25 protein-coding genes are annotated in these 26,467 nt (G+C 71.0%); 9 read left to right on the top strand and 16 right to left on the bottom strand.

The annotated features are described in order from the left end of the window. Positions 1-73: 73 nt before the first annotated feature. Complete coding sequence (locus AC1DMN_RS14510) at positions 74-559, top strand: DUF3465 domain-containing protein (protein ID WP_477384460.1); 486 nt, start codon at positions 74-76, stop codon at positions 557-559. Positions 560-642: 83 nt separating this feature from the next. Here AC1DMN_RS14510 and AC1DMN_RS14505 read toward each other — a convergent pair whose 3' ends face one another. Beyond that, on the bottom strand, positions 643-2,073 hold the full coding sequence (locus AC1DMN_RS14505) for an HNH endonuclease signature motif containing protein (RefSeq protein ID WP_477230927.1): 1,431 nt from the start codon (positions 2,071-2,073) through the stop codon (positions 643-645). A gap of 205 nt (positions 2,074-2,278) precedes the next feature. On the opposite strand from AC1DMN_RS14505, the gene AC1DMN_RS14500 reads away from it, so the two are divergent. Continuing rightward, the gene (locus AC1DMN_RS14500) at positions 2,279-2,932 is read left to right on the top strand and encodes a GNAT family N-acetyltransferase (RefSeq protein WP_477384458.1); all 654 of its coding nucleotides are present in this window, start codon (positions 2,279-2,281) and stop codon (positions 2,930-2,932) included. A gap of 17 nt (positions 2,933-2,949) precedes the next feature. Here AC1DMN_RS14500 and AC1DMN_RS14495 read toward each other — a convergent pair whose 3' ends face one another. From AC1DMN_RS14495 to AC1DMN_RS14470, 6 genes are all read right to left on the bottom strand, one after another. Next, the gene (locus tag AC1DMN_RS14495; protein ID WP_477230925.1) at positions 2,950-3,642 is read right to left on the bottom strand and encodes an ABC transporter ATP-binding protein; all 693 of its coding nucleotides are present in this window, start codon (positions 3,640-3,642) and stop codon (positions 2,950-2,952) included. After that, positions 3,639-5,453 carry a branched-chain amino acid ABC transporter ATP-binding protein/permease gene (locus tag AC1DMN_RS14490; RefSeq protein ID WP_477230924.1) on the bottom strand — a complete coding sequence of 605 codons (1,815 nt, stop codon included), beginning with the start codon at positions 5,451-5,453 and terminating at the stop codon, positions 3,639-3,641. The genes AC1DMN_RS14495 and AC1DMN_RS14490 overlap by 4 nt, the downstream gene beginning before the upstream one ends. Next, positions 5,440-6,300, bottom strand: a complete 861-nt coding sequence (locus AC1DMN_RS14485) for an ABC transporter permease subunit (RefSeq protein ID WP_441977296.1) — start codon at positions 6,298-6,300, stop codon at positions 5,440-5,442. The genes AC1DMN_RS14490 and AC1DMN_RS14485 overlap by 14 nt, the downstream gene beginning before the upstream one ends. 122 nt (positions 6,301-6,422) lie before the next feature. Beyond that, on the bottom strand, positions 6,423-7,484 hold the full coding sequence (locus tag AC1DMN_RS14480) for an ABC transporter substrate-binding protein (RefSeq protein ID WP_477384456.1): 1,062 nt from the start codon (positions 7,482-7,484) through the stop codon (positions 6,423-6,425). Positions 7,485-7,657: 173 nt separating this feature from the next. Then, positions 7,658-8,047, bottom strand: a complete 390-nt coding sequence (locus tag AC1DMN_RS14475; protein WP_477384454.1) for a nuclear transport factor 2 family protein — start codon at positions 8,045-8,047, stop codon at positions 7,658-7,660. 86 nt (positions 8,048-8,133) lie between these two features. Continuing rightward, complete coding sequence (locus AC1DMN_RS14470) at positions 8,134-8,946, bottom strand: MoaF C-terminal domain-containing protein (protein ID WP_477384452.1); 813 nt, start codon at positions 8,944-8,946, stop codon at positions 8,134-8,136. A gap of 185 nt (positions 8,947-9,131) precedes the next feature. Here AC1DMN_RS14470 and AC1DMN_RS14465 point away from each other — a divergent pair, with 185 nt between their 5' ends. Then, entirely contained in the window at positions 9,132-9,698 is a 567-nt protein-coding gene (locus tag AC1DMN_RS14465) for a dihydrofolate reductase family protein (protein ID WP_477230921.1), read from the top strand. Between the two features lie 44 nt (positions 9,699-9,742). On the opposite strand, the gene AC1DMN_RS14460 is transcribed toward AC1DMN_RS14465, so the two are convergent. Continuing rightward, a complete protein-coding gene (locus tag AC1DMN_RS14460) occupies positions 9,743-10,699 on the bottom strand; it encodes an AraC-like ligand-binding domain-containing protein (RefSeq protein ID WP_440733416.1) in 957 nt (318 codons plus the stop codon). A 131-nt stretch (positions 10,700-10,830) separates the two neighbouring features. Next, positions 10,831-12,597: an FAD-binding protein gene (locus AC1DMN_RS14455; RefSeq protein ID WP_477230920.1), complete on the bottom strand. Its 1,767-nt coding sequence runs from the start codon at positions 12,595-12,597 to the stop codon at positions 10,831-10,833. 77 nt (positions 12,598-12,674) lie between these two features. Here AC1DMN_RS14455 and AC1DMN_RS14450 point away from each other — a divergent pair, with 77 nt between their 5' ends. Next, positions 12,675-13,604 carry a LysR family transcriptional regulator gene (locus AC1DMN_RS14450; RefSeq protein WP_440733414.1) on the top strand — a complete coding sequence of 310 codons (930 nt, stop codon included), beginning with the start codon at positions 12,675-12,677 and terminating at the stop codon, positions 13,602-13,604. 37 nt (positions 13,605-13,641) lie between these two features. On the opposite strand, the gene AC1DMN_RS14445 is transcribed toward AC1DMN_RS14450, so the two are convergent. Further along, on the bottom strand, positions 13,642-15,048 hold the full coding sequence (locus tag AC1DMN_RS14445; protein ID WP_441977289.1) for an aminotransferase-like domain-containing protein: 1,407 nt from the start codon (positions 15,046-15,048) through the stop codon (positions 13,642-13,644). Here AC1DMN_RS14445 and AC1DMN_RS14440 point away from each other — a divergent pair. After that, on the top strand, positions 15,047-15,967 hold the full coding sequence (locus AC1DMN_RS14440) for a DMT family transporter (RefSeq protein ID WP_477230919.1): 921 nt from the start codon (positions 15,047-15,049) through the stop codon (positions 15,965-15,967). The genes AC1DMN_RS14445 and AC1DMN_RS14440 overlap by 2 nt on opposite strands. Then, complete coding sequence (locus AC1DMN_RS14435) at positions 15,967-16,575, top strand: FMN-binding negative transcriptional regulator (RefSeq protein WP_477230918.1); 609 nt, start codon at positions 15,967-15,969, stop codon at positions 16,573-16,575. The genes AC1DMN_RS14440 and AC1DMN_RS14435 overlap by 1 nt, the downstream gene beginning before the upstream one ends. Positions 16,576-16,584: 9 nt before the next feature. Here the strand turns inward: AC1DMN_RS14435 and AC1DMN_RS14430 are convergent, their stop codons facing one another. Continuing rightward, entirely contained in the window at positions 16,585-18,585 is a 2,001-nt protein-coding gene (locus tag AC1DMN_RS14430) for a primary-amine oxidase (protein ID WP_477384450.1), read from the bottom strand. 226 nt (positions 18,586-18,811) lie between these two features. Further along, on the bottom strand, positions 18,812-19,396 hold the full coding sequence (locus tag AC1DMN_RS14425; protein WP_441977285.1) for a TetR/AcrR family transcriptional regulator: 585 nt from the start codon (positions 19,394-19,396) through the stop codon (positions 18,812-18,814). Between the two features lie 153 nt (positions 19,397-19,549). Between AC1DMN_RS14425 and AC1DMN_RS14420 the strand changes: the two genes are divergently transcribed. The 3 genes from AC1DMN_RS14420 (at position 19,550) to murQ (ending at position 22,164) form a co-directional block, all read left to right on the top strand. Then, positions 19,550-20,236: a hypothetical protein gene (locus AC1DMN_RS14420; RefSeq protein ID WP_477384448.1), complete on the top strand. Its 687-nt coding sequence runs from the start codon at positions 19,550-19,552 to the stop codon at positions 20,234-20,236. A 64-nt stretch (positions 20,237-20,300) separates the two neighbouring features. Next, a complete protein-coding gene (locus tag AC1DMN_RS14415; RefSeq protein WP_477230916.1) occupies positions 20,301-21,194 on the top strand; it encodes an N-acetylglucosamine kinase in 894 nt (297 codons plus the stop codon). Continuing rightward, positions 21,184-22,164, top strand: coding sequence for an N-acetylmuramic acid 6-phosphate etherase (murQ, locus tag AC1DMN_RS14410; RefSeq protein WP_477384446.1), 981 nt, complete (start codon positions 21,184-21,186; stop codon positions 22,162-22,164). The genes AC1DMN_RS14415 and murQ overlap by 11 nt, the downstream gene beginning before the upstream one ends. A gap of 129 nt (positions 22,165-22,293) precedes the next feature. On the opposite strand, the gene AC1DMN_RS14405 is transcribed toward murQ, so the two are convergent. The 4 genes from AC1DMN_RS14405 to AC1DMN_RS14390 are packed head-to-tail and all read right to left on the bottom strand — an operon-like array spanning position 22,294 to position 26,318. After that, a complete protein-coding gene (locus AC1DMN_RS14405) occupies positions 22,294-23,505 on the bottom strand; it encodes a multidrug effflux MFS transporter (RefSeq protein ID WP_441977281.1) in 1,212 nt (403 codons plus the stop codon). After that, a complete protein-coding gene (locus tag AC1DMN_RS14400) occupies positions 23,502-24,518 on the bottom strand; it encodes an alpha/beta hydrolase (RefSeq protein WP_477230915.1) in 1,017 nt (338 codons plus the stop codon). Before AC1DMN_RS14400 ends, AC1DMN_RS14405 begins: the two co-directional genes overlap by 4 nt. Then, positions 24,515-25,507 carry an alpha/beta hydrolase gene (locus AC1DMN_RS14395; protein WP_477230914.1) on the bottom strand — a complete coding sequence of 331 codons (993 nt, stop codon included), beginning with the start codon at positions 25,505-25,507 and terminating at the stop codon, positions 24,515-24,517. The genes AC1DMN_RS14400 and AC1DMN_RS14395 overlap by 4 nt, the downstream gene beginning before the upstream one ends. 31 nt (positions 25,508-25,538) lie before the next feature. Next, positions 25,539-26,318: an aldo/keto reductase gene (locus AC1DMN_RS14390; RefSeq protein ID WP_477384444.1), complete on the bottom strand. Its 780-nt coding sequence runs from the start codon at positions 26,316-26,318 to the stop codon at positions 25,539-25,541. Between the last annotated feature and the right edge of the window lie 149 nt (positions 26,319-26,467).

The following is a 26,467-nucleotide window of genomic DNA, read 5'->3' as shown; positions in this document are numbered from 1 at the left end:
CGCGCATCGTAGCGCCGCGGACGGCCGCAGCGTCAGGCCTGCGGCCGGAGCGGCTCGGAGATAGGCTCGGCTCGTGAGGCGGAGGCGGCAGTGGGGGGCGATCGCGGTCGTCTGCGCGCTCGGTGTGCTGGCCGTGCTCGGTTACTCTCAGGGATGGATCGGCGGCGTGGGCGGCCCCGCCGGCACGTCGGTCACCGCGCCCGCGGCCGGATCCGCGTCCGCACCGGCGGATGACCCGATCCCGGGGCTGTTCGACGGCCGGCGCAGCGGCGTCGAAGTGCAGGGCGCCGGTGTCGTCTCCCGCGTTCTTCCGGACGACGACCAGGGWGCACGGCACCAGAAGTTCCTCCTSACGACCCCCCGCGGGATTACGATCCTGATCGCGCACAACATCGACATCGCTCCGCGTCTCGACGGCCTGTCGGTCGGCGATCGCGTCGACTTCCTCGGCGACTACGAGTGGAGCGACAAGGGCGGCACCGTGCACTGGACGCACCACGATCCGTCCGGACAGCACCAGAGCGGATGGCTGAAATGGAAGGGCCGCGCCTACGCCTGAGGCCCTGCGGGCTCTCTCCTTCTCCGGGCGCACGAGCTGCCTGGCCTGCCGGCGGGTCGTGACGTGCGCGCGTCCGTGCCGCCTCAGAATTCGGGGATTGCGGTGTCGCGTTCGGGCGGTGGGCCCGGATCCGGTTCATCGATGGTGAAGGTGACGGGGGAGGGCGGCCGGTCGACATAGCTCGCTCCGGCGGGGCTGGTCCATTCCAGGACCCCGGCCCCGAGCTGCTTCACCGTCCAGGCGGTCTGGTGTTTGAGGACGTGGTGTCGTCGGCAGAGCCCGCCGAGGTTGCCTTCCTCGGTCGCCCCGCCGAATGCCGCGTCGACCGTGTGGTCGAGGTCCTGGGTGACGGGAGGGAGCCCGCAAGTGGGGAACCGGCAGCGGGAGTCGCGGGCGTGCAGCAGCCGGCGCAGGTCGGCGTTGGGCCGGTACCGGTCCACGGCGAGGATCGCCCCGGTGATCGGGTGGGTGAGCACCCGTTCCCACGCGACGACCCCGCCGGCGAGGATCCGGGCGGTGTCCGTGTCGATCGGCTGCCCACCGGCGAGTTCCGCGGGCTGCTCGACACGGACGCCGAACGCGGAGCCTGCTCCTGCCGGCGTCCCGCATCCGCTCGCGCCCGTGTCGGCGGCCATCAGCGTGAACGCGGGAACAGTGACTTCGACGCGCGCGTGGATCGCGGACAACAGCCCGACGGTCGTGTCGTGTCCCGACGCGTCACCGGTGAGGAGGGTGTCCGCGCACAGGTCCGCGCGCAGCTGATCGGTCGTGCGCGTATCGCCCGGATCACCCAGCCCGTCCGGGTCGGTGGCGATTCCCGCCGCCGTGTCCTTCGCGGCCTTCGCATTCGCGGCCGTGACGATCCGGGCCTGCTGGGTGAGACGGTCGTAGATCCCGTTGATCACGGCGGCGGAGTGAATCAGCCCGAGGCCCTTCTGCCCGTCCGGGAGCTCCTCCCGCCACACCCGGCGCTGCTCCTGAGCGGACCGGTGCCGTTCCGTCAGACTCCGCGGGGCGAGCTGCTCCGCGAGACGCTCCACCTCCCGCTTCGCCCGATGCGGGGTCTCTCCGATGCATGCCGCGACCGCGATCTGTTCGAACTCGCCCCGCACCGCATCATCCAGACGGGCGCCGGCGTCTTGGATCAGCCGGACGTGGGCGGCGTTGATCCGCGCGTCGGTGAACGCCTGCATCGTCGCCGGGTACCGGGTCGTCAGCTCCGCCGCCCGCATCATCCGGCCCTGCACGACCCGGTCCGACATGTGCAGCACCCCGGCSAGCTCCGCCGCGACCGACCGCGCGGCCAGATCCGCTGACTCGCCCCGCACCGGCGCCCCGTCGGCGAGGTCATCGGCGAGGCGTTGCGCGACCGCGAGATGCGCGTCCCGCACCGCCTGCAACCGGATGATCGTCGCCTCCGTCGCCGCCAGGCCCTCGGTCAGCGTCCGCAACACGACCACCGGATCCACCGGGTCCACCCCGGGATCCACCACCGCGCCGGTCGAGTTCGTCATGACCCCAGTCAACACGGGACCACCGACATTCCGACCCCGAAAAGGGCCAGATCAGGCGGAATAAATATCACGTTCCGATCACGAATCAAAGGGGACGAAACGCTCCGGCGAAACGCTCCGGAATGTCGCCGGAGCCGGATCCCGATGGTCGTCTTGACCGGTGCAGCAGCCAGGGCGAGACCGCAGGCTGGGATAGCGTCAGGAGATGGACCTGGAAGAGATCTGGCCCCTGTTCGGACTCGAGATCGTAACTCCGCGCCTGTCGCTGCGTCCGATCAGAGACGCGGACCYCCCCGATCTTGCGCAGGCGGCCCTCGACGGCGTGCACGACCCCGCCCGCACCCCGTTCGCCACGGCCTGGACCGACGCGGCCCCGGCGGAGCTGCCTCGGAACCTGGCTGCGTTTCATTGGAGCCGGCGCAACCGGGTCGCGCCGGAGCGCTGGACGGTCGCCTTCGGCGTCCACCTCGAGGGGCACATCGTGGGGTCGCAGGACCTGTCCGCACACGACTTCGCGCATCGTCGCACCGTGTCCACCGGATCGTGGCTCACCAGGCGTGTGCAGGGTCAGGGGATCGGGACCGAGATGCGCGCCGGGCTCCTCCAGTTCGCCTTCGATGTGCTCAGCGCGGAATGGGCCGAATCCAGTGCGGCGAGCTGGAACGATGCCTCTCTCGGAGTGTCGCGGAAGCTCGGGTATGCACTCAACGGCGTCACGCGTTCCTCGCCCAGGGGCGGGGAACCGGTGGACGAGCAGCGTGTACGGCTGGAGCGCGCACGGTTCGTGCGGCCCGACTGGTCGATCGTGGTGCACGGTGCAGGACCCGCCCTCGCCCAGCTGGGAGTGGAGACGCCGTAGCGGGGCCCGCAGAAGAGTCACCCGCCCAGATACGCCCGGTGCAGAAGCTGCGGATCGGCCTTCAGGGCGGCGGACGTGCCCTGGAACGACACCTGGCCGCCGCCGACGACCACCGCGTCCTGCGCGATGCCGAGGGCGAGGTGCGTGAACTGCTCCACGAGCAGCACGCCCACCCCCGACTCGGCGATCGACTGCACGATCGGCACGAGGCGCATGAACACCACGGGCGCGAGACCCAGCGACATCTCGTCGATGAGCAGGATCTTCGGCTTCGCCGCGAACGCGCGTGCCAGCACCACCATCTGCTGCTCGCCGCCGCTCAGCAGCGCGGTGGGGGAGTCGATCCGCTTCTCGAGCTCCGGGAACGGCGCGAGCGCCGCCTCGATCCCCGCCGGGGTGCGCGCGGTCAGCGACAGGTTCTCCCGCACCGTCAGGGACGGGAACACCGCCCGGCCCTGCTCGATGTGCACGATGCCCTTGCGCGCCCGGGCGACACGGGAGAGCTTGTCGATCCGTTCCCCGTCCAGGCTCAGGGTCCCGGCCGAATGCCCGGTCACGCCGGAGATCGACTCGATCAGGCTGGTCTTGCCCGCGCCGTTGGGGCCGACCAGGGCGAGCACCTCGCCGCCGCGCACGGTCAGCGACACGTCCGAGATCACGGGGCCCGCGCCGCGGCTGACGGTGACGCCGTCCAGCACCAGTTCGCTCATGACAGCAGCTCCGTCTCTCCCATGTAGGCCTTGACCACGTCGGGGTTCGCGAGCACCTCGTCCTGCGGCCCGGTGGCGAGCACCGTGCCGAAGTTCAGCACGGTGAGCATCGGGCACACCGAGCGGACCAGATCGAGGTCGTGCTCGATGATGATGAGCGCCGTGCCGTAGCGCTCCGGCAGCTCGCGCAGCCGGGCGGCGAGCGCGAGGTGCTCGTCGTGCGAGAGTCCGGCGGCGGGCTCGTCCAGGATCAGCAGCCGCGGCTGCGAGAGCAGCGCCGCCGCGACCTCGACCAGCCTGCGAGTGCCGACGTCGACGCTCGATAGCCGCGCCCTGGCGGGCGGGCAGCCGAAGAACGCGAGCGTCTCGTCGATGTCGGCGGCGGACAGTCGGCGCCGTGCGACGAACCGCACGTAGCCGCCCACCGTGAGCAGCGGCGGCACCCGGTCCTGCTGGAAGGTGCGGCGCAGCCCGAGCCGGGCGCGGCGCGTGGGGGAGAGACCGGCGAGATCCCGTCCGCCCAGCAGCACGCGTCCGCCGTGCTTGGGCAGGAACCCGCTGATCGCGTCGACGAACGTCGACTTGCCCGCGCCGTTCGGGCCGATCAGACCCATGATCGACGCGGCGGGAACGGAGAACGACACATCATCCAGCGCCTTGAGTGCGCCGAACTGCACGGTGAGGTGTTCGACGGTGAGCACGGGCTCTCCGTTCAGCACCGCGGGGTCGAGCACGGCGGTCGTCGTGGTGCGGATCTCCTCGGCATGCTCGTCCGCGTCCGCCGGCAGCGCCGTGAGCACCGCGGCGGACGCGGACGCGTTCTTGCGGTCCTGCCGCTTCCAGATCGCCGAGCGGATCGTCTGGCCGAGGTTGGATCCGCTCGTGAGGGCCTGCACGCCCAGCACGCCGAAGATCACGAAGCCCCAGTCCTGAGGGATGCCCCATCGCTTCAGCAGCTCGGGAACGAGTACCCAGAGGATGCCGCCGAACACTGCCATGTCGATGAGGTGCGCGCCCGACATGATCGCCAGCACGTACAGCGCGAGCGACTGCAGCGGAGTGAAGCTCGATGCGAACGGCAGCTGCACCTGACCGGCGAGCAGGCCGCCGGAGATGCCGCCGAGCGCGGCTGACACGGCGAAGGCGGTGAGCTTCGCGCTCTGCACGCTCTGCCCGGCTGCGGCGGTGCCGCGCTCGGAGAAGGCGACGGCCTTCCAGCTCGCGCCCCAGCGGCCGCGCTGCAGGAAGAAGACGCCGAGACCGCACACCACCAGCACGATGATCGAGAGGAAGAAGAACTGCTTGTCACTCGTGAAGCCGGCGGGGCGGTCGATCGAGATGCTGTCGGCGGATCCGGGGAACTGGATCTGCACGAGCGTSACGTCCGCCGCAGCCGCGAAGCCGAGCGTGACGACGGCCAGGTTCACGCCGCGGAGGCGCAGGGCGGGCAGACCCACGAGCATGCCGACGAGGCCCGCCGCGATGCCACCTGCGATGAGCCAGACGATGAAGCCGCCCGGCACGTGCCAGAGGTTGAACAGCGCCACGATCCACGCGCCGACGGCGGCGAAGGTGAGCTGGCACAGCGCGATCATGCCGGCGGAGCCGGTCACGATCCCGAGCCCGAGGATCGCGATCGCGGCGGTCACGGCGCTGATCGCGAGGAAGACGAAGTACCCGGAGAGCGTGTTTGAGAGCACGAGGCCCACGAGTACGCAGACCACGGCGACCGCGAACGGCCACGTGTTGCGGAACAGAGGGTTCCCGGTCAGGCCCCGGCTCGGGGCGAGCGGGCGGTCAGCGTGCGGCATCCCACACCTCCTTGCGCTGCGTCCAGAGCAGCAGGATCACGATGAACAGGAACGGCAGGAAGTTGCGCACGAGTGCGACCTGGTTGATCTGCGCGACCAGGCCGCCGAGCACGCCGAGGACGAGACCGCCGATGACGGTGAGATCCAGGCGCTTGAACCCGCCGAGGAGCGCCGCGGCGGCGGCGGGGATGATCAGCATCGCGAGCCCCGTGGCGTCGTTGGACTGCGAGGGGGCGACGATGATGATCGCGATCGCGCCGATCACGCCGGTCACGAACCAGACCGCGATCGACAGCGGACGGGAGCGGATGCCGAGGAGCTCGGCCGTGGTGGGCCGCTCGGACAGGGCGCGCAGCTGCACGCCCACCCGGGTGCGGCTGAGCACGAGCTTGACCAGCAGCGCGGTCACGATCGCCATCAGCACGGTGGCGACGGTGACCTGGCTGACCACGACGCCGCCGATCGAGAAGGCGGGGCCGGCGATGATCGGGTCGAACGGCTGGGGCTTGTTGCCGAACAGGATGAACGACAGCGAGATCAGCAGCAGCAGCGGCCCGACGGTCATCGCCGAGCGCGTCGTGGTGGAGGCCTCGGACAGCCAGGTGGCGGCGATCCAGCCGATCGCGACCGCCAGGACTCCGGCGACGAGGACGCCGAGAACCGAACCGAGCCAGATGGGCAGGCCGGCCTGGCGCACCAGCCAGACAGCGGTGAACGCGCCGAACATGCCGGTGGCGGCCTGCGCGAAGTTCACCACCCGCACCAGCCGCGACATCAGGGTGAGGCACACGCCCAGCACCGCGTAGAGGCCGCCGGCGGCGAGGCCGGCGATGGCGCCCTGCAACATGGCGTCGTCCTTTCTGTGTTCCGGTCGCTGAGCTCGTCGAAGCGCCCGGAAAGGGGTAGGCGGATCCGGTCTGCTCGGGGCCCTTCGACAGGCTCAGGGACCGAGCAGACCGGATCCTCGGATCACTTGGTCAGGCGCAGCCAGTCGTCCGAGACCTTCTCCCACTTGTGGGTGCCGCTCTTCAGCACGATCGGCCAGCCGGCCGTGTTGTCGACGCCGAAGGTGTACGGCGTGCCGATCATCTTGTCGTCGATCGGCTTCATGCTCTTCAGCGCGGCGCTGACGCCCTCCCGGGTGACGTCGCCCTTGATCGTCTTCAGAACCTCGATGAAGTGCGTGGCGGCGAGGTAGCCGCCCTGGCTGAACGAGGTGAGCGGGATCTTGTTCTTCGTCATCAGGTCGCGCCAGCCCTTGTTGATGGCGTTGTCGTCGGTGAACGGGTAGAACTCGGCGGGCACGTAGACCCCGGCGCCGGCGTTGTCCACCGCCTGGGCGAAGTTGTCGCTGTAGACGCTGGTCAGGTAGAGGAACGTGACGTCGTTCCAGCCCTGCGCGTTGGCGGCCTTGATCTGGCCGATCGCGTCCGGCTCGATCGGGTTCACGGCGAGCGCCTTGCAGCCGGCCTGGCGGGCCTTCACGATGTACGGCGTGTAGTCGCTCGCGCCGTACGGCAGGGTGTCGTCGACGTACGAGGGCTTCTTGCCGGTCGCCTTGGTCCACTTGTCGATCGCCGCCTGGTAGGTCGGACGGGTGGAGCCGGCGATCTCGAGCAGGACGCAGATGTTGTCGAGGTGCAGCACTTCGGAGCCGTAGGTGAGGGTGAGCGTGAGGTCGTTGTACGGGCCGACGTTGGCGGGCGAGATGCTCTTGCTGTCGAAGCATCCGGTGTCCACGCCGATGCCGGGGATCGAGAGGATCCCCTCCTGCTCGTAGTACTTCTTGTTCAGGTCGCACTCGATCAGGCTCGCGGAGCCGACCATCGCGACCGCGTTGTCGCTGCCGACGATCTCGCGGGCGTTGGCGGTCGCCGTGGCAGGGTCGCCCTTGTCGTCGAGGGCCTTGTAGTCGATCTTCTGGCCGTTCAAGCCACCCGCGGCGTTGAACTGGTCGAACACGGCCTTCGCGGCCTGGGACGCCTCGGGGAAGGTCGCAGGACCCGAGATCGTGTTGACGGACCCGACCACGATCGGATCCTTGGATCCGCCTGATCCGCCGGATCCGGAGCAGCCGGCCAGAGCCAGCACACCCGCGGTCAGCAGCGCTGCCGCGGCGGTGATGCGCTTGTTCRTGTGATTCCTGTCTTTCGGGTTGCGGGGCGGACCCCCGCGCTGTGGTGCAGGTCTGTGCGAGGTGTTCGTCAGTCGCGGGTGGCGCGGGAGACCATCTCGGTGTCGGTGAACTGCTCGAAGGCCACGACTTCGCCGCCTTCGAGCCGCCACACGTGAGCGACGCGGGCGGCGAAGAAGCGTCCGGTGCTCTTGTTCGTGCCGGAGTAGGTGCCGATCCCGATCACGGTGTCGCCGCCGTCGATGACCTCGTCCACCGCGAGCGTGTAGTCATCCCAGTCGTCCTGGAGACGGGTGAACACGTTCTCCACGATCRCGTCCGCGCCGACGTAGGTGCCGGCGTAGGGGAAGCCGGCAGCCTCGGTCCAGCGCACATCGGCGGCGAGCGGGGCGAGCATGCCGTCGAGGTCGCCGCGATCGCTCGCCTCGTAGTGCGCGCGGATGATGTCGGCGTTGCTCATCGTGTGTGCCCTTTCGCGGTGTCGGATTCTGGAATGGAGGCCCCCGGGGCTCTGGAAGGGAGTCGTGAGCCTCGGGGGCCGGTCTGTCAGACGGGCTGGGCGTCGGGGTAGACGACCGCCCCGAGCGGGTAGATGTGGCCGCCGGCGCGGGAGTGCTCCGAGGCGCCCTCGCCGTTCAGGCCGAGGAAGATGCCGGTCGTCCTGAGCTGGTAGCCGAGGTCGTGCAGCCAGACGCTCGCGACCGCGATCCGGAACTCCCGGAAGCAGAACAGGTACAGGCCGTCCGCGAACTTCCACACGGTGGAGAGGTCGGTGTCGCCGTGCCCGCGCTGCACGCCCTCGAGGCACTGCCAGGCGTAGCGCTGGCTGGASASGTACACGTGCTCGTACAGGTGGTGCGGACTGTACCGGTAGACGTTGCGCTTGCCGATCAGGTCGCGGCTCGGATCGGGTGCCTCGCCGCTCGGCTCGCCGCCGTCGGTCGTCGCGGCCCAGAACTCCTGGCCGACCTGCGGGGTGCCCTCGATCGCCTCCGCGGCGATCCGGGAGCGGATCACGGTCGCCCGGTGTGTGGTGGTGGAGTAGACGACGGTGAGCGCCTCGCGTTCGCGGGAGGCGAGAGGCACGTTCACGAAGACGACATCGTCACGTACGGCGACAGCGTCGTAGGGGTCGGCGCCGGAGGAGCCGAGGCCGGACCAGTCGACGGTCCCTGAGCCTGTCGAAGGGCCGAACGAGAGCGCCAGTGTCTGGCCGTCGTCCAGCGTGAGGGTCAGCGCCGTCCCGGCGAGGTCGGTGTTCGGCAGGCGGTAGGTGTCGATGCCGGCGGCGAACTCGTCGTAGGTCCGCCACTCGTCGCGCGCCGGATCGGCGGCGGATGCGGTCACATCGTCGGTCACAGTGGGACTCCTTCGACCCAGCCCCGCCGGACTGCGGGGTGAGGCAATGCTCCGCCGTACTCGATCCAGCGCTCAACAACCCGACGCGGATCGCGCACCGAGAGTCAACCGGCGTGCCCCCAGGAGCAAGACGCCGGTCGGGGAGATTGCTTGCTAAAAACAAGTAACGGGATCAGACTGCAACCATGACAGTGAGCGAGCGGAAGCTGATCCTGAGTTACTACGTGTCCGTCGACGGCAAGAGCGTCGGCGCGGAGAACGGGATGCGCGGCGTCATGGAGTCGATCGACGACGACGTGCAGGAGAACGAGTATGTCCGGCAACTCTGGGAGGCGGGGGCCTTCCTGATGGGCCGGGCCTCGTACGACGCGATGAAGGGTTTCTGGCCGGTGGTGGAGCATCCGTCCGCTGCGCCGATGAACGCGATCCCGAAGGTGGTGTTCTCACGCACGCCGGTCTCGGTGGAGGAATGGGGCGAGGCGAGCATCGCCGCAGGAGATCTCGCCGGAGAGATCGCGCGGCTGAAGTCCGAACCCGGCAAGGACCTCTTCGCGATCGCAGGCGACACCTTCCAGCGCGCCCTGATCGCCGCCGACCTCGTCGACGAGTACCGCCTCTGGGTTCTGCCGGCGGCGGCCGGCACGGGCACGGCCCTGTTCCGGGAGCAGAGCGCGCCGCTGCGGCTGCGACTCGTGCAGAGCACGCCGTATCCCAGCGGGATCGTCGAGCTGCGTTACGCGCGCCAGTCGTAGAACGCGACCTCCTCGAGGGGGCGTCGGAGGCGGTGACCGCGAGATCAGTGCGTGGAGCGGTACTCGCTGGGGGAGACGCCGTAGGCGGTCTTGAACGCGCGGCTGAAATGCGCAGCGTCGACGAAGCCCCAGCGGGCGGCGATCGCGGCGACGGGACGATCGGCGAGGATCGGATCCAGCAGATCTCTGCGGCACTGCTCGAGTCGGCGGGTGCGGATCCACGTCGACACGGTGGTGCCCTGCTCCTGGAACAGGCCGTGCAGGTGCCGCGTGGAGATGAAGTGCGCGGCTGCGATCGACGTGGGACCGAGCTCGGTGGATGCGAGGTTGCGGTCGATGTGCCCGCGGATGCGCTGGATGAGGGCGCGGTGCGGGTCGCCGGCCGCCTCGTCGAGTCCCAGCTCGCGGGTGAACACGGTGGAGACGAGGTCGAGGGCGCTGTGCGCGAGGCGCGCTCCCGTGGCGCCGGCGAGCTGGTCGAGGTTCGTGGCGAGCTGACGCAGGTACGGCACGACCATGCCGCCCAGGCCTTCCTGGCCCGAGATGCGCACGGCGGTGAGCTGCCCGACCATCTCCGGCGGCAGGCTCAGCAGGTGCTTCGGGAACATGACGACCATGGTGCGGAAGTCCTCGTCGAACACGAGCGAGTACGGCCGGTCGGTGTCGTAGACGGCGAGGTCGCCGGGGGCCAGGACAGCCTCGCGGTCGTCCTGGATGAGCAGGCCGGTGCCGGCCAGCATCAGGCTCACCTTGAAGTAGGAACGGTCGCCGCGGGCGATGAGCTCGGGCGTGCGCTCGACGACATGGCTCGTGGCGCGCACGTCGGTGACGTGCACCTCATCGACCGAGGCGCCCCGGATCATGCCGCGGAACGGGTCGGCTCCGGTGCCGCTCACCTGGAGCGGCACGAACGAGTCGGAGACCGCGGAGCGGAACTCGCTGATGTTGCGCGCGACGAGCGTCGAGACGGACTCTGCGGGAGCGACGGGGACTGCTGCCACGGCTGATCACCTCGGGAAGATGAAGGGTGGATCGACGACTTTGTATACGATCCGTTGAGGCACTCTACCACCGCGGCCCGTCCGGCGGGTGAGTTCCCTCCTGACGGGCCGCGGCGATCGAGGATCCGGCGCTACTCCACGAGCTTCCCGGCGGTGTCCACCTCGCGGATCAGCGCGTCGATCTCCGCCGGGATCGACGGGATCTCCTCGCGTACGACGCCCGTGGACGGCGACCACACCAGGTTCACCTGCAGGGCCGGATCCATCGCGGGGTAGTCGCTGCGGTTGTGGCAGCCGCGGGTCTCGCGGCGCTCGAGCGCCGCCTCCAGCGTCGCCCGTGCGGCGAGGGCGGAGGAGCGCAGGTCGAACGCGTGCGCGAGATCCTGGAACCCGGCGATGTCGGGGTGGATCCCGATCCGCGTCATCCGCTCCTCGATCGCGTCGAGTTCGGCGAGGCCCGCGACCAGTCCGTCCTCGTTGCGGACGACGCCGGCGTGCGCCGTCATGGTGTCGCGGATCGCCCGCTGCAGGGCTCGCACGTTCTCCGGGCCGTCGGCGGCGAGCATGTCGTCGATCTCCGCCCGCGCACGGCGCACCGCGACGGTCGAGCGGCGCTGCGCGTCGAGTCCGTAGGCGTGCGCGACGGCGGCGCGGCCGGTGATACGGCCGAACACGAGCAGCTCGATGAGCGAGTTGCCGCCGAGCCGGTTCGCGCCGTGGAGGCCAGACGACGCCTCGCCGATCGCGTAGAGCCCGTCCACATCGGTGCGGTGGTCCTCCGGGCGCACCCAGACGCCGCCCATCGAGTAGTGCGCGGTCGGTGCGATCTCGATCGGGTCCTTCGTGATGTCGAGCATCTGCAGCTCGAGCATCGTCTGGTACACGCGCGGCAGGCGGGTCATGATCGTCTCGCGGGGCAGGTGCGAGACATCCAGCCAGACGCCCCCGTTCGGGGTGCCCCTGCCCTCCGCGATCTCCGTGTACGCGGCCAGCGCCACGCGATCGCGCGTGGAAAGCTCCATCCGCTCCGGGTCGTACTTGCTCATGAAGCGCTCACCGAGGCCGTTGCGCAGAATGCCGCCCTCGCCGCGCGCCGCCTCGGAGACCAGTGTTCCCGCCTCGCTCTCCGGTTCGATGATGCCGGAGGGGTGGAACTGCACCAGCTCGGGGTCGCGGATCCGCCCGCCGGCCTCCACGGCCAGACGGAATGAGTCGCCGGTGTTCTCGTCGCGGCGCGACGACGTGCGCCGCCAGATCCGGTTGTGGCCGCCGGCGGCGAGGATCACGGCGTCGGCGTGGATGAGGTAGCGCTCGCCGGAGACCAGGTCGAAGCCGTAGGCGCCGAAGATGCGGGGCGCGGTGCCGCCGTCGGGTGCGGCGACGTCGTCGACCAGCAGGCGCGTGATGTAGACGGTGTCGAGGATCGGGATCTCGAGCTGTTCGGCGCGGTCGACGAGTGCGCGCTGGATCTCGAGCCCGGTGTAGTCGCCCGCGAACGCGGTGCGGCGAAAGGTGTGCGCGCCGAAGAAGCGCTGCGAGATGCGGCCGTCGTCCTCGCGGGCGAAGCCCATGCCGTAACGCTCGAGGTCGCGGATGCCCTCTTCCGCGCCTCGTGTGACGATCTCGACCGTGCGGGGATCCGCGAGGAAATAACTCTCCTTGATCGTGTCGGCGGCGTGCTGCTGCCAGCTGTCCTGCGGATCCATGGTGCCGAGGGCGGCGTTGATGCCGCCGGCCGCGAGGGAGGTGTGGGCGTCGTGGCGCGGGCGCTTGCCGACGGCGAGCACGTCGACGCCCTGCTCGGCGACCTCGATGGCCGCGCGCAGTCCGGATCCGCCGGTGCCGATCACGAGCACAGTCGTGGAGACGAGGCGCTCGTGGGTGGTGTTCTCAGTCATGGCTTCCACGCTARGAATCCGCCGACGATTACTCCAATGCATAATGCCGCTGGACTGAATGCCTCTAGGCTATGGCCATGAACCTCGAGCAGCTCCGCGGATTCGTCGAGATCGCCCGGCTSGGCAACTTCACCCGGGCTGCCGAGGAGCTGCATCTCGCGCAGCCTTCCCTGAGCCGGCAGATCTCGACGCTGGAGCGAGAGCTCGGATCCGAGTTGTTCCATCGCGCGCGCGGTCACATCTCGCTCACGGCCGCGGGCGAGGTGCTGCTGCCGTACGCCCGCCGCATGCTCGCCGATGCCGCCTCGGTGCGCCGGGAGATGGCCGAGATCGCGGGACTGCGCCGGGGGCGGGTGCGCCTGGGCGCTCCACCGTCGCTGTGCGCGAGCATCGTGCCGGAGGTCGTGGGCGCGTTCCGTGCCGCACACCCCGGGATCGAACTGGAGATCACCGAGCGCGGCTCGCGGGGGCTCGTGTCCGCGCTGGCCGAGGGCGCGCTGGACCTTGCGCTCCTCGCCTCCTCGGATGCGGCGGCGGCCTCTCCGGTGAGCCTCACCCGTACCGCGCTGCTGGAAGAGGATCTCGTGGTGATCTCGTCCGCCGCGCAGTCGCCGGTGAGCCACGGCCGGGCGATCGCGCTCGCCGCGGTCGCGGATCTGCCGCTCATCGCCTTCCCGCGCAGCTATGAGCTGCGCGCCGCGACCGATGCCGCCTTCGCCGGATCGGGGCTGACCGCGGAGGTGGTCGTGGAGGGGCCGGAGATGGACACCGTGCTGCGCTTCGTGGAGCGCGGAGTGGGCGTCGCTGTCGTCCCCGCCATGGTGGCGCTCGACCGCCCGGGCTTGCGCGCCGTGCCGCTGGCCTCGCCGAAGCTGACCCGCACGGTGAGCCTGGCGCACCGCGCCGACATGGCGCCGACGCGAGCGGCCGCGGCCCTCCGCGACACCATCATCGCCACCGCCGATGCGCTCGTCGGATCCGGCGGCTTCGTCGCGAAGGCGGTCTGAGTCCGCTCCGGCTCGTCCTCTCCGAGCGTCGCGCGGATCAGGATCCGGAGAGCACGTCGCCGAGGACGCGTGCGGCCTCAGGGAAGCGCTCCGGGGCCGCTCCGGAGTAGTTGAGTCGGACGAACGCACCAGACGGCTCTGCGGGGAACCACTCCGACCCCGGCGCGAGGATCACGCCGCGCACCGCGCACTCGCGCACGACCTGCTCGGCGTCTCCGCCCTCGGGCAGGCGCACCCACAGATTGAGCCCGCCGCGCGGCACCGTCTCGACGCTCGCGGTCGGGGCGTGCTCGTGGAGCGCGTCGAGCAGCAGATCCCGGCGGGCCCGCAGCTGCTCCCGCAGGCCGCGCAGATGAGCGCGCCAGGCGGGCTGTGTGACGACGTCGAGCGCCGCGGCCTGCAGCAGCCCGCTGACGTACATAGACTCCGCGGCGCGATCGGCCAGGATGCGCTCCCGCGCAGGCCCGCGGGCGATGACCGCCGCGACGCGCAGGGCGGGCGACACGCTCTTGGTCAGCGAACGGAGGTAGATCACATGGCCGTCGTCGTCCTGGAGGGCGATCGGACGGGGATCCGCGTCGATCGCGAGGTCGTGCGCCCAGTCGTCCTCGATGAGGAACGCGCCGTGCTGTCGCACGATCTCGAGCACGGCGGTCCTCGTCGTCTCGGACCACATCGCGCCCGTCGGGTTCGCGAACGTCGGCTGGGCGTAGAACCCGCGGGCGCCGGTCTCGGCGAAGGCGCGTTCGACGGCATCCGGATCCGGCCCATCCGGACCGGCGGGGACGGGCACGAGCTCGACGCCCGCCTGCGCTGCCGCGAGGATCGCGCCCCAATAGGTGGGCGATTCGATGAGCAGAGGCTGGCCGACGCCGACCACGGCGCGGAAGATCGAGCTGAGCCCGCTCTGGCTGCCGGAGATGATGAGCGCGTCTCGGGCGGATGCCGGGGTCACACCGACCGGAGCGGCAGCGGCGAGCTCCCCGGCGAACCATGCCTGCAGCTCGGGGGATCCCGCCGCGGGGGAGCGCAGCACGGCCGCCTCCAGGCGGGCTGCGCGGGCGAGCGCCTGCCGGACCAGGCGTTCGGGCAGCAGTTCGGGAGCCGGGTAGCCGGAATGCAGTGCGATCGCATCGGGGGCCGCGGAGCGCTGGGTCGAGGAGAGCAGAGGCATCCGCGACGGCAGCGCCCCGAGGGCCGCGGTCTGCCAGGAGTAGTCGGCGGGTCGTGCCGTGCGCATCGCGCGGGCGAACGTGCCGACCCCGGGCCGGGTCTCGATCAGGCCGAGTGCGGACAGTCGGCGCATCGCCTTCTGCACCGTCACCGGGCTGGCCCCGTGCTGGAGCGTCAGCTCCCGATTCGAGGGGAGACGGGCGCCCGGCGCCGCACGTGCGATCCACTCGCGCAGCGCTGTCACGATGCGCTCGGTGCTATCCTGACTCATGAAAGAACAGAGTAGCGTTACTCAACCGCCACGCCAAGCGTTTTCCCTCCCTCCTGGGCTCGGCTGGGGTCTTCTCGGGGTCGTGGCGTTCTCGTTCACGGTGCCGTTCACCCGGGTCGCCGTCGGCGGGCTCTCTCCGCTGTTCATCGGCTCCGGCCGTGCCGTGGTCGCCGCTGTCCTCGCCGCGTCCGCCCTCGCTCTCACACGGCAGAAGCGGCCGACGGCGCGGCAGTGGCTGCGCGTGGCGGTCGTCGCCGGCGGCGTCGTCGCGGGCTTCCCCCTGCTCACGTCCTTCGCCCTCACGTCGGTGCCGGCGAGTCACGGTGCGGTCGTCATCGGGTTGCTCCCTGCGGCGACCGCGGTCGCCGCGGTGGTGCGCACGGGGGAGCGCCCCGCCCGGTCGTTCTGGCTCTTCGCCGCCCTGGGCGCCCTGACGGCCATCCTGTTCGCGGCGCTGCAGAACGGAGGCCTCGGTGAGCTGCGGCCGTCCGACCTGCTGCTGTTCGGCGCGGTGCTCGCCGCCGCGATCGGCTACGCGGAGGGCGGGCTGCTCGCGCGGGAGCTGGGGTCCTGGCAGACCGTGTCCTGGGCGCTCGTGCTCTCGGCGCCGCTCATGCTCGTGCTGGCGACGTTCGCGCTCGTGAACCGACCGCCCGACGCGACACCCGTGCAGTGGCTCGCGTTCGCGTACCTCGCGGTGGTGAGCATGTTCCTCGCCTTCTTCGCGTGGTACCGGGGACTCGCGATCGGGCCGATGGCGCAGGTCAGCCAGATCCAGCTCGTGCAACCCGTGCTGAGCATCCTCTGGGCGGGGATCCTGCTCCGCGAGCAGCTCGGCTGGGCCACCATCCTCGGCGGACTCGCCGTCATCCTGTGCGCCGCGCTCGCGGTGCGCACCCGCCTTCGGAAGGACTCCTGATGCGTCACACCCCTCGCTACCTGATGACCGAACCGGACGAGGTCAAGCGGCTGATCCGCGCGCACCCGTGGGCGACGTTCGTCTCGCACACGGCGACCGGGCTCGTCGCCTCGCACTACCCCGTGATCCTGGACGAGGCCGCCTCCGCCGGCGATGAGATCGTGATCGTCAGCCATTTCGGTCGCCCCGACGAGCAGCTGCACGAGCTCGGTGCGCACCAGGTGCTCGTGATCGTGCAGGGTCCGCACGACTACGTCTCGCCGAGCTGGTACGCGCCGGGCGACCTCGTGCCGACCTGGAACCACGTCACGGCGCACCTCTACGGCACGCCGGAGATCCTCTCCGACGAGGAGAACTACGCGATGCTCGGCCGGCTCACCGATCATTTCGAGAAGCACCGGCCTCATGGCCGCAGCCTGTCCGAGGACGAGGAGGGCACCCGCCGGATCGCCCGGGGCGCTGTCGGTCTGCGGATGTCCGTCGATCGCTTCGACGCCCGGGCCAAGCTCAGCCAGAACAAGACGCCCGAGGTGCGCGACACGATCGCCGCCCGCCTGGACGAGAGCAACCCCGCCCTCGCCGTCGCGATGCGGCGCCGGCGGGATTGATCCGTCCGGTCAGTGTCCGCAGGTGCAGGCGTCCCCGCCGCCGCAGCACGCGGATCCGGCGCCGCTGACGGCGTGCGCCTGCGACGACTCCGGCACGTCCATGCCCGGGTTCTGGTCGAGGAAGCCGTACGGGCGGAACGCGAAGCCGGCGGTGTCGACGGGCATGATCGGCCAGTCCTCGGGGCGCGGGAAATGCGTCAGACCGAAGGTGTGCCAGAGCACCAGGTCGGCGCCCTCCGTGCCGTCGAGCGGGGCATCGCCGGCGGAGTACTCCGGCAGTCCGGATCCGCCCTGGTGCGCGTTCGGGTAGCGGCCGGCCGGCCACAGCTCTCCCTCGCGATGCGCGGTGGCCCAGAGGTGCTTGGTCGCGAAGGCCGCGCGCGCAGCCACGGAGGAAGCCGGATCCGCCATGAGCAGCGCGGTCGGCTGCGGCACGAGCTGGTAGGCGGTGGCGCGGCCCACGGCATTGGTGTGGGAGGCGCTCTGCACCTCCCACACCCGGGCGACCGAGGTGTCGGCCTCGCGCTGCGCGGCGGACTCGGAGGCCAGCACGGTCTCGGTCCAGCTGAACGCGTTGCCGAACGGGTTCTCCGGGCCCATCGGCACGCGCTGGGCGTCGACCTCGACGAGGCGGTTGTCGTTGCCGTCGATCGCGACGTCCAATCGTGCGGAGAAGAGATGCTGGTGCACGGGGGCGAACACGCCGGGGGCGAGCTCGGTGGCGTGACGCTGCGGGACACCGGGTTCGCCGGCGCCCACGAACACGATGCCCGTGGCCTTCGCGATCACCTCGATCGTGCCGTCCAAGCCGAAGTTCCAGTAGAAGCCGTAGTCGTAGTTGCCGATCGTGGAGAAGTACGAGACGACGAAGCGGCGGGCGCGGCGCACGTCGGAGCGGCCCTCGAGATTCGTGTGCTTCCAGAGGATCCCGGTGTCCTCCTCGTGCATGCAGATSACGTTCGGGATCCGYACCGGGTKGCCMTGGTCGTCGGCGACGTAGCCGTCGAGGTASCGGATCACGCCCAGGCAGTCGCAGCCGAGCTCGAGGTGGTTGGCGTTCTTGCCGAGCAGGTACTCGCCGGCGTCGAAGTAGCTGATCCAGAAGCGTCCCGGTGCGGTGTCGCCGTACGGCACCACCATCTCGGGCACGCTGGCCCGGTTCAGCACCGGCCGGCCGTCGAAGCGCACGTCGTGCAGCACGAGCCCCTCGCGGGCGTTGAAGCTCACCCGCATCGACCAGTTCTCCCACTCGACGAGGGATCCGGAGACCGAGAAGCTCGGGCCCTCGGGCTGGACGATCTCGATGGGCTTGAGGGACGTGCGCGCTTCGCCCTGCACCTCGGGGTAGTAGTTGCCGTGTCCGGCGGGCACGGGGACGTCGCCGATGTCCTCGACGCGGATCACGCTGTTCGACGTGAGGTCGATGTGCACGATGAGGCCCTCGACGGGGTGCGCCCAGGGCGAGTCGTTCTCGTCGTAGCGGAGGAACGTGAGCGAGCGGATCACCCGTCGCCCGACCTCGTCGGCGCGGCCCGTGTAGCCCGGGGCGAGCGGCCCGCAGAAGGCGAGGTCGATGTGCGCGGCGAGTCCGCGGCGCTCCATCGCGGCGCGCCACTCGGGGGAGGCCTTCGCGATCGCCTCGGCGCGCTCGTACTCCTCGAACAGGTACTGCGGCTGGCCGTAGGGCGGGGCGTCGTTGGGTACCCGTTCGGCGCGCAGCACCTCGCCGCGCGTGATCGACACCACGACTTCGGTGGCGACGCCGGTCGTCATGTCGAGCAGGGTCGCGTCGACGCGGCGGTCGATCGGGGCGCCCGGCGTCCACGCCGCGAGCTCCTGGCGGGTGGGCTCGTCGGGCAGCAGCATCGGCACCCRCACGGTGTCGCCGAGCAGGCCCGCTGATGCGAGGATCGCGCGGGCGGCTGCGATCTCGGGCCCGGTGAGGGGATCCAGCGGATGCGGCGTCGGGATGGCGTCGAGCGTGATCGGCTGCGGGGCGTGGTGGGGCATCGTCGACCTCTGCGGTTTAGTTGAGCGATTGCTCAAGAAACGGGTTGGCTCGATGATAGGCCGCGCAGGGGCGCGGGCGCAACGGGCGGATCCGCGCGCCGTCACGGGGTGCAGCGTGTGACGATCGGCACAGCGTGTGGCGATCAGCACACGGATCGGCGCCATTCCTGTGCTGATCGTCACGGAGTGTGCCGATCGTGACACGGCGTGGGCCGGCTGTGGTCCCTCAGGCGCGCCAGGGGTGCAGGATCGCCGCGAGCACGCGCAGGTGCGTGGCAGCGTCCGCCGGCTCGGCGACCTCGACGATCTGCTGCCCGTACGTGATCGCGCGCAGGAGTGCCAGTATGTCGTCGAGTGGAGTGTCCGCCCGCAGTTCGCCGTCGGCGACGGCCTGTTCGAGTGCTTCGGAGGTCTCCGTGCGCCAGAGCGGGATCGTCGGAGCGGACGCCTCGGCGGTGGGCGCGATCGAGGCGAGGCGCCCCCAGAACCCCACGACGACATGCGCTTCGGTGCGCGTGGTGGCGTCGACCGGCAGAACCTCGCGCATGATCGCCTCCAGGCGTGCGAGCCCGCGCAGGCCTTCGGTCGCCGTGCGGATCCGCTCCTCGGTACGGCGGGTGACTTCGGCCGCTGCGGCGCGGATCACGTCGTCGAAGCCGTCGAAGTAGTGCCACAGGGACCCGACGGCGACGCCCAGCTCGCGCGCCACGGCCCGCGAGTTCACCCCGTCGTGGCCGTCGCGGGCGGCGACGGCCAGCAGCGCCGCGGCGATGTCGCGCCGGCGCGCGTCGTGATCGACGACTCTGGGCATGCATCCATCCTGGCGCAGATTCCGCGATGGTCGTCCGCGCATCCGGGTGGCGCCGCGGATGGATCCGGTCTGGCCAGTCACCGATCGGTCGTCGAGATCCGGATGCCTCCCGGGGGTATTGTTTTTGAGCGTTCGATCAATAACACTGTTCGGATGCTCCACATGGCAGCGACGGTGCTGATGATCGGATCCGCGATCGCCGCGGCGGCGTGCTGCCTCGGTGCCGGACGCGTCGTGCCCAGCGCGGTGCCATGGCAGGCGCGGCAGAGCGCCGTGGTGATGGCCCTCGGCATGGTCGCCTTGTGTGCGGGCGGCCACGACGCCCGCATCCTGCTGCTGGTCGCGGTCTCGGGGATCGTCTCCGCGATGCTGGGCGTGGCGGGAACGCGCGGGCGGACGCACGCCGACGCCTGCTTCCACCGCGCGCTCGGCGGCGTGGTGATGGCGGTGTGCGCTCTGGCGATGCTGCGTACCGAGGTCGTCACGGGCGCGAATCCGGGCTCGACCGGCGGCGTCGCCGCGGCGGCGGCCGCGGGTCCTGGGCATGCCGGTCACGGCGGGATCGTGCCGCTGTCCGTGGTGGCGGCGACCGGAGTCACCGTGCTGCTCGGGCTCATGCTCTTCGCGYGGGTGCGGCACCGCACGGTTCTGGGCCGTGCCGCAGCGGTCGGTGCTCGCGCGACAGCGAGCGTCGTGGCTGTCGCCGCCGGTGGCGCGTCTTCCGGTCGCGGGGTGACGCGGGGGAGCGGGGTGCTCAACGGGCGGATCCTGCTCGAGGCGGAGGGCGCGGCGATGGCGGTGTCCATGGTCGTGATGGGCGCGATGGTGCTCGTGATCTGAGGTGCATGCGGCGCCTCGCAGCCCGGCTTCCCGCATATCGTTCGGATCCCGTACATTCTGATGCATGACCTTCTCCGGCACGGCTGCGATCGACCTGGGTAAATCGCTGTGCCGCGCTCGGCTGACGAACGACGGGGACGGGATGCGCCGCGAGGGCGGGGGCGCGCCGGGACTGGCGGCCCGCGACGGTGTGGCGCTGGCTCTGGCCTCGATCCTGCCGCTGCTGGCCGACCTCCGCCCGCAGCGGATCGGCGTGGGTGCGGCGGGAGCGCTATACGCACCGACGGAGGCCGGCGCGCTCGCCCGCGCGATCGCCGACGACCGTGGTGTGCCCGTCGCCGTCACCTCTGACGTGGTCACGGCGCACGTCGGCGCTCTCGGCGGCGAAGCGGGCGTGCTGCTCATCGCCGGCACCGGCGCGGTCGCGCTGGGCGTCACCGCCGACGCGTATCGCAGCGTGGATGGCTGGGGGCCGGACCTGGGCGACTTCGGCAGCGGGTCCTGGCTCGGACGCGAGGGCGTGCGAGCGGTGCTCCGCGCCAGGGACGGGCTGGGGCCGGAGACGGTGCTGACAGACGTGCTGACCCTGCTCATGGGCGAGGAGACGTCGCCCGTCGCGTGGCTGGGAGGCGCCGCGGCGCCGGCCCGGTTGCTGGCGACTTTCGCACCCGCCGTGCTCGACGCCGCCGACCAGGGCGACGCAGCCGCGCGCACGATCCGCGACGAGGCCGCCCGGTTGCTCGCCGAGACCGCGCTCGCCGCGTCCGGTGGATCCTCCCTGGTGGCCCTGCACGGTGGCCTGACCTCGCACGACGGATTCCGCGCTGCAGTCTCATCCGCACTCGAGACCCGCGGGCTCGAAGCCGCCCCCGCCCGCGGCGATGCCCTCGACGGCGCCGCCATGATCGCCGAGGGGCGCGCCCCTCTCCACGAAAGGTTCGTGCACCGTGCCGAATGAGAGCCTGCCCGACGAAGCCCTGCCGACCGATGCCGCGGCGACCGACGATGCCCGACTCGCGGCGCTGATCGGGGAGCTGTCGCACCTGTCCACCGAGCAGGCCGACACCTCTCGCGGCGATCTCGATCTGCTGTCGACGCTCGACCTCGTGCGGGCGATGAACGCCGAGGACCGGCGGGTGCCGGAGGCGATCGCCGCCCAGGCCGATCGGATCGTCGAGGCCGTCGACGGCATCACGGAGCGCTTCCGGCGCGGCGGACGGCTGATCTACATCGGGGCGGGGACTGCGGGGCGCGTCGGGGTGCTCGACGCCTCCGAATGCCCGCCCACGTTCGGCACGGATCCGAACATGGTCGTCGGCATCATCGCCGGCGGCGAGACGGCGATCCGCAACGCCGTGGAGAACGCGGAGGACGATGACGCCGCTGCCGCGGAGTCGTTGCGCGCCCTCGGACTGGGCGAGAACGACACCGTCGTCGGGATCTCGGCCTCGGGGCRCACGCCCTACGTGCTCGGCGGACTCAGCTATGCGCGCGAGGTGGGCGCCTTCACCGTCGCGATCGCTGCGAACGCCGGATCCGCCATCGGCGCTGCCGCCGACGTGCCGATCGAAGTCGTCGTCGGCCCCGAGTTCGTGACGGGGTCGACCCGTCTCAAGGCCGGTACGTCGCAGAAGCTCGTGGTGAACATGCTCACTACGCTGTCGATGATCCGCCTCGGCAAGACCTATCGCGGCGTCATGGTCGATCTGCAGGCCACGAACGAGAAGCTGCGGGCCCGGTCGGTGCGAACCCTCATCCAGCTCAGCGGCGCGGCGCAGGACGATGCAGTGCGCGCACTTTCGGAGGCGGGCGGATCCGTCAAGCTCGCCCTGCTGATGCTCTTCACCGGCACGTCCGCAGAGGTCGCCGCCCCTGCGCTCGCCGCGTCGGGCGGCGTGCTGCGCGATGCGATCGCCGCGCTGAGCTGAGCTGAGCTGAGCTTCGGCATTCAGGTCGCAGTTTCTGCGCCAAAACGGGCGTCCAAAGGACCAAAAGTGCGACCTGAACACCCTCGACGGGACGCTGGGGACGCGCAACGGTCGCGAGAGCAAGCGATCTCAGCTCGACCGTCGTGCCGCCGGGCGCACGGCGAACCACGCGATCAACGCCGCCACGAATGCAGCGGCAGCCATCGTGACGCCCATCGTCATCGCGTTCGCACCGCCGATGCCGACGGCGAGCGGTGACAGCAGCGGCCCGACCAGGAACGTCGACATGCCGAGCAGGGCGGAGGCCGTGCCGGCGCGGGCTCCGTGATGCGCGAGCGCGAGGGCCGACGAGTTCGGACCTCCCAGACCCGCACAGAGCATGAATCCGACGAGCGCCGCGGCGAATCCCCAGACACCTGCACCGAGCAGGGCGAGCGTCGCGAGGACGACGGTGGCGATCGCCGTCGCGGTGACGCCCAGCAGGTAGACGCGCAGCGGGCCGGTGCGGCGCACGATCAGCCGGCTCGCCTGGCTGCCCGCGATGTTCGCGAGTGCGCCGAGTGCGAAGGCGAGGCTGAACCCTTGCGGATCCAGCCCGAACTCATCCTGCAGCACGAACGAGGTCATCGACAGGTAGGTGAAGAACGCCACACCGCCGCCGGCCCCCGCGCACAGCACCGCGAGGAACAGGCGATCCCGCAGGACGGCGCCGGTGTGCGCGCCGAGCTCTCGAACACCGCCCGCGTGACGATCGGAGGGTTCGAGCGTCTCGGGCAGCGCGAGGAGCACGACCAGCAGGAGGGCGACGCCGATCCCTGCGAGCACGCCGAAGATCCCGCGCCAGTCCATGATCCGTGCCAGCTGGCCGCCGACGACGGGCGCGACCACCGGGGCGGCCCCGGAGACGAGGAACAGCAGCGACAGCATGCGGCTGAGCTCTGCGCCCGCGAATTGGTCGCGGGCGATGGCGAGGCAGATCACGATGCCGGCGGATCCGGCGAGTCCCTGCAGGAAGCGAGCGATCAGGAGCACTTCGATCCCCGGAGCGACCGCGCACACGAGCGACAGCACCGCGAAGGCCGAGACGCCCACCAGGAGCGGACGGCGCCGGCCGAAGCGGTCGCTGAGCGGCCCTGCAGCGAGCTGGCCGAGTCCGAGACCCACCATGCACGCCGACATCGTGGCCTGCGCCAGCGCGTCGCTCGTGCCGAGTGCTGTGGCGAGCTGCGGCAGCTGCGGCAGGTACAGGTCCATCGACAGCGGGCCGAACGCCTCCAGCAGGCCGAGCACGAGCATCGCGCGCAGCGTGCTCATGCGGGGGCGGGCGAGCACCCCGCTCATCCGTCGAGCCGCAGCACGCGGCGCAGCCAGCTCTCGCGTGCCGCGTTCGCGGCGACCGACACCACGGCGTCGGGGGAGAAGCCGTGGAACCCGTGATAGCCGCCGGCCCAGACGTGCAGTTCGGCCTGCCCGCCGGTGGCCCAGATCCGGGAGGCGTAGTCGACGGCCTCATCGCGGAACGTCTCGGCCGCCCCGACCTCGATGTACGCCGGGGGGAGGCTTGCGAGATCGGTCGCGCGGGCCGGCGCCGTGTACGGCGACACCAGGTCGGTGAACCGGTCCTCGCCGGCGATCGCGGTCCAGGCGGTGTCGTTGTTGTTGCGGTCCCAGGCGCCGATGCCGTCGTACTGCCGAGCGGACACGGTCTCGTTGCGGTCGTCGAGCATGGGGCAGCCCAGCAGCTGGCCGGCGAGCCGCGGGCCGTTGCGGTCGCGGGCGAGAAGGGCCACCGCGGCGGAGAGGCCCCCGCCGGCGCTCTGCCCGGACGCGATGATGCGCGCCGAGTCGATCCCGAGCTCGCCGGCGTGCGCGGCCATCCACTCCAGCGCCGCGTAGCAGTCCTCCGCCTGTGCCGGACCGGGATGCTCCGGGGCGAGGCGGTACTCGACCGCGACGCCCACGACGCCGTGCCGCTCGGCGAGGCCGATGAGCTCGGGCGTGCCGAAGAACCGAGTGCCGAGCACCATGCCGCCGCCGTGGATGGACAGCACGGCGGGGGCCGGGTCCGCCGCGGGGGCCGCGGGGGCCGCGGGGCGCACGATCGTGATCTCGACGTCGGGGGCGCCCGCAGGCCCGGGGATCGACCGGTCCTCGAAGGTCACGGCCCTGCCCTCGGCCTGCACCGCGATCGGCGGGATGATCGTCGCGAAGTGCGCGCGGTTGGCGAGGATCGTGTCGGCGCGCAGCGGGATGATCTCGACGAGGTCGAGGAACGCCGCGAGCCCGTCGACGAGCTCGGGGTCGTAGGGCACGGGGGCGACGGATCCGATCGCGGTCTCGCTCGCGGCCATCATGCGCCCCAGATCCGGCGCAGCCAGCTGGCCCGCGCGGCCAGCGCCGCCCGGGAGATCTCGGCATCGGGCATGTACATGTCGAAGCCGTGCGCGCCGCCGCCCCAGACGTGCAGCTCGGCCTGTCCGCCCGTGGCCCAGATCCGCAGTGCGTACTGGGTGTCCTCGTCGCGGAACATCTCCGCTTCGCCGACCTCGATGAACGCCGGGGCGAGGTGCGAGACGTCGGCGGCGTGGGTCGGCGCCGCGTAGCCGGAGGCCTCGGGACTGAACGCCAGGTCCTCGCCGAGCAGGCACGACCAGGCGAGCAAGTTCGCCTCGCGCTGCCAGGTGCCGATGCCGTCGTACTGCAGGCTCGACACGGTCGTGTTCGTGTTGTCGAGCATCGGGCACAACAGGAGCTGCCCGGCCAGTGCGGGTCCCTGCCGGTCGCGGGCGAGCAGGGCGACGCCGGCGGCGAGGCAGCCGCCCGCGCTGCCGCCGCCGACGATGATCCGGTCGGCGTCGACGCCGAGCTCCGCGGCGTGGGCGTGCAGCCAGAGCAGCGCGGCGTAGCAGTCCTCGAGCCCGGCCGGGGAGGGGTGCTCCGGTGCGAGCCTGTACTCGACGTTGACCGCGACCGCGCCGTGCTCCGCCACGATGTCGACCACGCGGCCGCTCTCCCAGTTGCGGTGTCCGACGATCTGGCCGCCGCCGTGGATGTTGACGAACCCGGGGCGGAGCGATCCGGCCGCGCCACGAGGCCGGAAGATCGTGATCTCGATGTCGGGCGCCCCGGCAGGACCCGGGATCACGCGGTCCTCCCAGTCGATCGGACGCCCGGCGATCACCGTATCGTTGTCGGGGAACATCGCGTCTGTGCCCTCGCGGGGCAGGGTCTCGCGGGTGAGGGCGGGCGGCGGGTTCAGCGCGATCGCGTCGAGCACGATCTGCACCTCAGGGTCGAACGGGACCGGGGGCACGGTCGGATAGCCGGCGGCGGTGACGGTCATGCGGTGCTGCCTTTCGGTGGATACGGGAAGTTCAGGGACCTTCGGGATCGACGACGTCGCGGTCGGCCCAGAAGGGTTCGACGAGGCGGCGCAGCTCGGCCGATCCGACTCGGTCGACGAGCGCCGCCGCATCGAGGTTCGCGCGCAGCTGCGCGATGCTCGAGGCCCCGAACAAGGTCGTGGTGAGCGCAGGGTGCGTGAGCGTGAAGGCGATGCCGAGCTGCGCCGGCRTCACCTCGAGCGACTCCGCGAGCGTCGTGAACGCCGGGACGTCGTCGACGATGCGCTGCCGGATGCCGCCCGGATCCCGGCCGATCTGCCGCTCGCCGTTCACCTTGCCGGCGAGCACTCCGCCCTCCAGGCAATCCGAGGCCTGCAGGGTCAGCCCCTGCTCCCAGAGCCGCGCGAACGGCTCGCCATCGGGAATGGACCGGCGCGAGACGCTGTACTTCAGCTGAGCGATCTGCGGACCTGCGACTCCCTCCGCGGCGGCGATGTCGATCAGCGCGTGGATGGATCCGGCCGACCAGTTGTTCACGCCCCAGGCGCGGATCAGCCCGCGATCCGCGAGGCCGGCGAGATCGAGCACGAGGTCGCGCAGTTCCAGGTCCTCCCGGCGCAGGTCGCCGAGGATCACCAGATCCGCGTGCTCCGCGCCGACGCGGAACAGGGCGTTCTCGAGCTGCGGGCGGAAGCCGTCCGCGCCGAACGCCTCGAGCCACAGCTTCGACGACAGCAGCCACTCGTCGCGGCGGAGGCCCGCCGCGCGGACCATCGCGCTGAAGATGACGTCGGTGAAGGCGGGCGGCATACCGGGCCCGGTTTASACGCCGACGTCGAAGAGGTTCACGCCGCGGTCGACGGCCTCGCGGAGCATGGCTGTGGCGTCGCCGAAGTCCATGCGGTCGTAGGTGTGCCAGGACCCCAGCGAGAACAGCGAGGCGTGGATGCCGCTGGTGG

Source organism: Microbacterium sp. 01T413_2, from assembly GCF_056398985.1.
Note: the sequence above shows the minus strand (reverse complement) of the source record. Positions and strands in the feature narration are given on the sequence as shown.

What these genes read in the sequence shown, in the direction of transcription:
- AC1DMN_RS14495 (WP_477230925.1), bottom strand. Translation starts at nt 3,642, where the DNA reads ATGAGCGAACTGGTGCTGGACGGCGTCACCGTCAGCCGCGGCGCGGGC.
- AC1DMN_RS14485 (WP_441977296.1), bottom strand. Translation starts at nt 6,300, where the DNA reads ATGTTGCAGGGCGCCATCGCCGGCCTCGCCGCCGGCGGCCTCTACGCG.
- AC1DMN_RS14465 (WP_477230921.1), top strand. Translation starts at nt 9,132, where the DNA reads ATGACAGTGAGCGAGCGGAAGCTGATCCTGAGTTACTACGTGTCCGTC.
- AC1DMN_RS14455 (WP_477230920.1), bottom strand. Translation starts at nt 12,597, where the DNA reads ATGACTGAGAACACCACCCACGAGCGCCTCGTCTCCACGACTGTGCTC.
- AC1DMN_RS14440 (WP_477230919.1), top strand. Translation starts at nt 15,047, where the DNA reads ATGAAAGAACAGAGTAGCGTTACTCAACCGCCACGCCAAGCGTTTTCC.
- AC1DMN_RS14445 (WP_441977289.1), bottom strand. Translation starts at nt 15,048, where the DNA reads ATGAGTCAGGATAGCACCGAGCGCATCGTGACAGCGCTGCGCGAGTGG.
- AC1DMN_RS14435 (WP_477230918.1), top strand. Translation starts at nt 15,967, where the DNA reads ATGCGTCACACCCCTCGCTACCTGATGACCGAACCGGACGAGGTCAAG.
- AC1DMN_RS14425 (WP_441977285.1), bottom strand. Translation starts at nt 19,396, where the DNA reads ATGCCCAGAGTCGTCGATCACGACGCGCGCCGGCGCGACATCGCCGCG.
- AC1DMN_RS14415 (WP_477230916.1), top strand. Translation starts at nt 20,301, where the DNA reads ATGACCTTCTCCGGCACGGCTGCGATCGACCTGGGTAAATCGCTGTGC.
- AC1DMN_RS14405 (WP_441977281.1), bottom strand. Translation starts at nt 23,505, where the DNA reads ATGAGCGGGGTGCTCGCCCGCCCCCGCATGAGCACGCTGCGCGCGATG.
- AC1DMN_RS14400 (WP_477230915.1), bottom strand. Translation starts at nt 24,518, where the DNA reads ATGATGGCCGCGAGCGAGACCGCGATCGGATCCGTCGCCCCCGTGCCC.
- AC1DMN_RS14395 (WP_477230914.1), bottom strand. Translation starts at nt 25,507, where the DNA reads ATGACCGTCACCGCCGCCGGCTATCCGACCGTGCCCCCGGTCCCGTTC.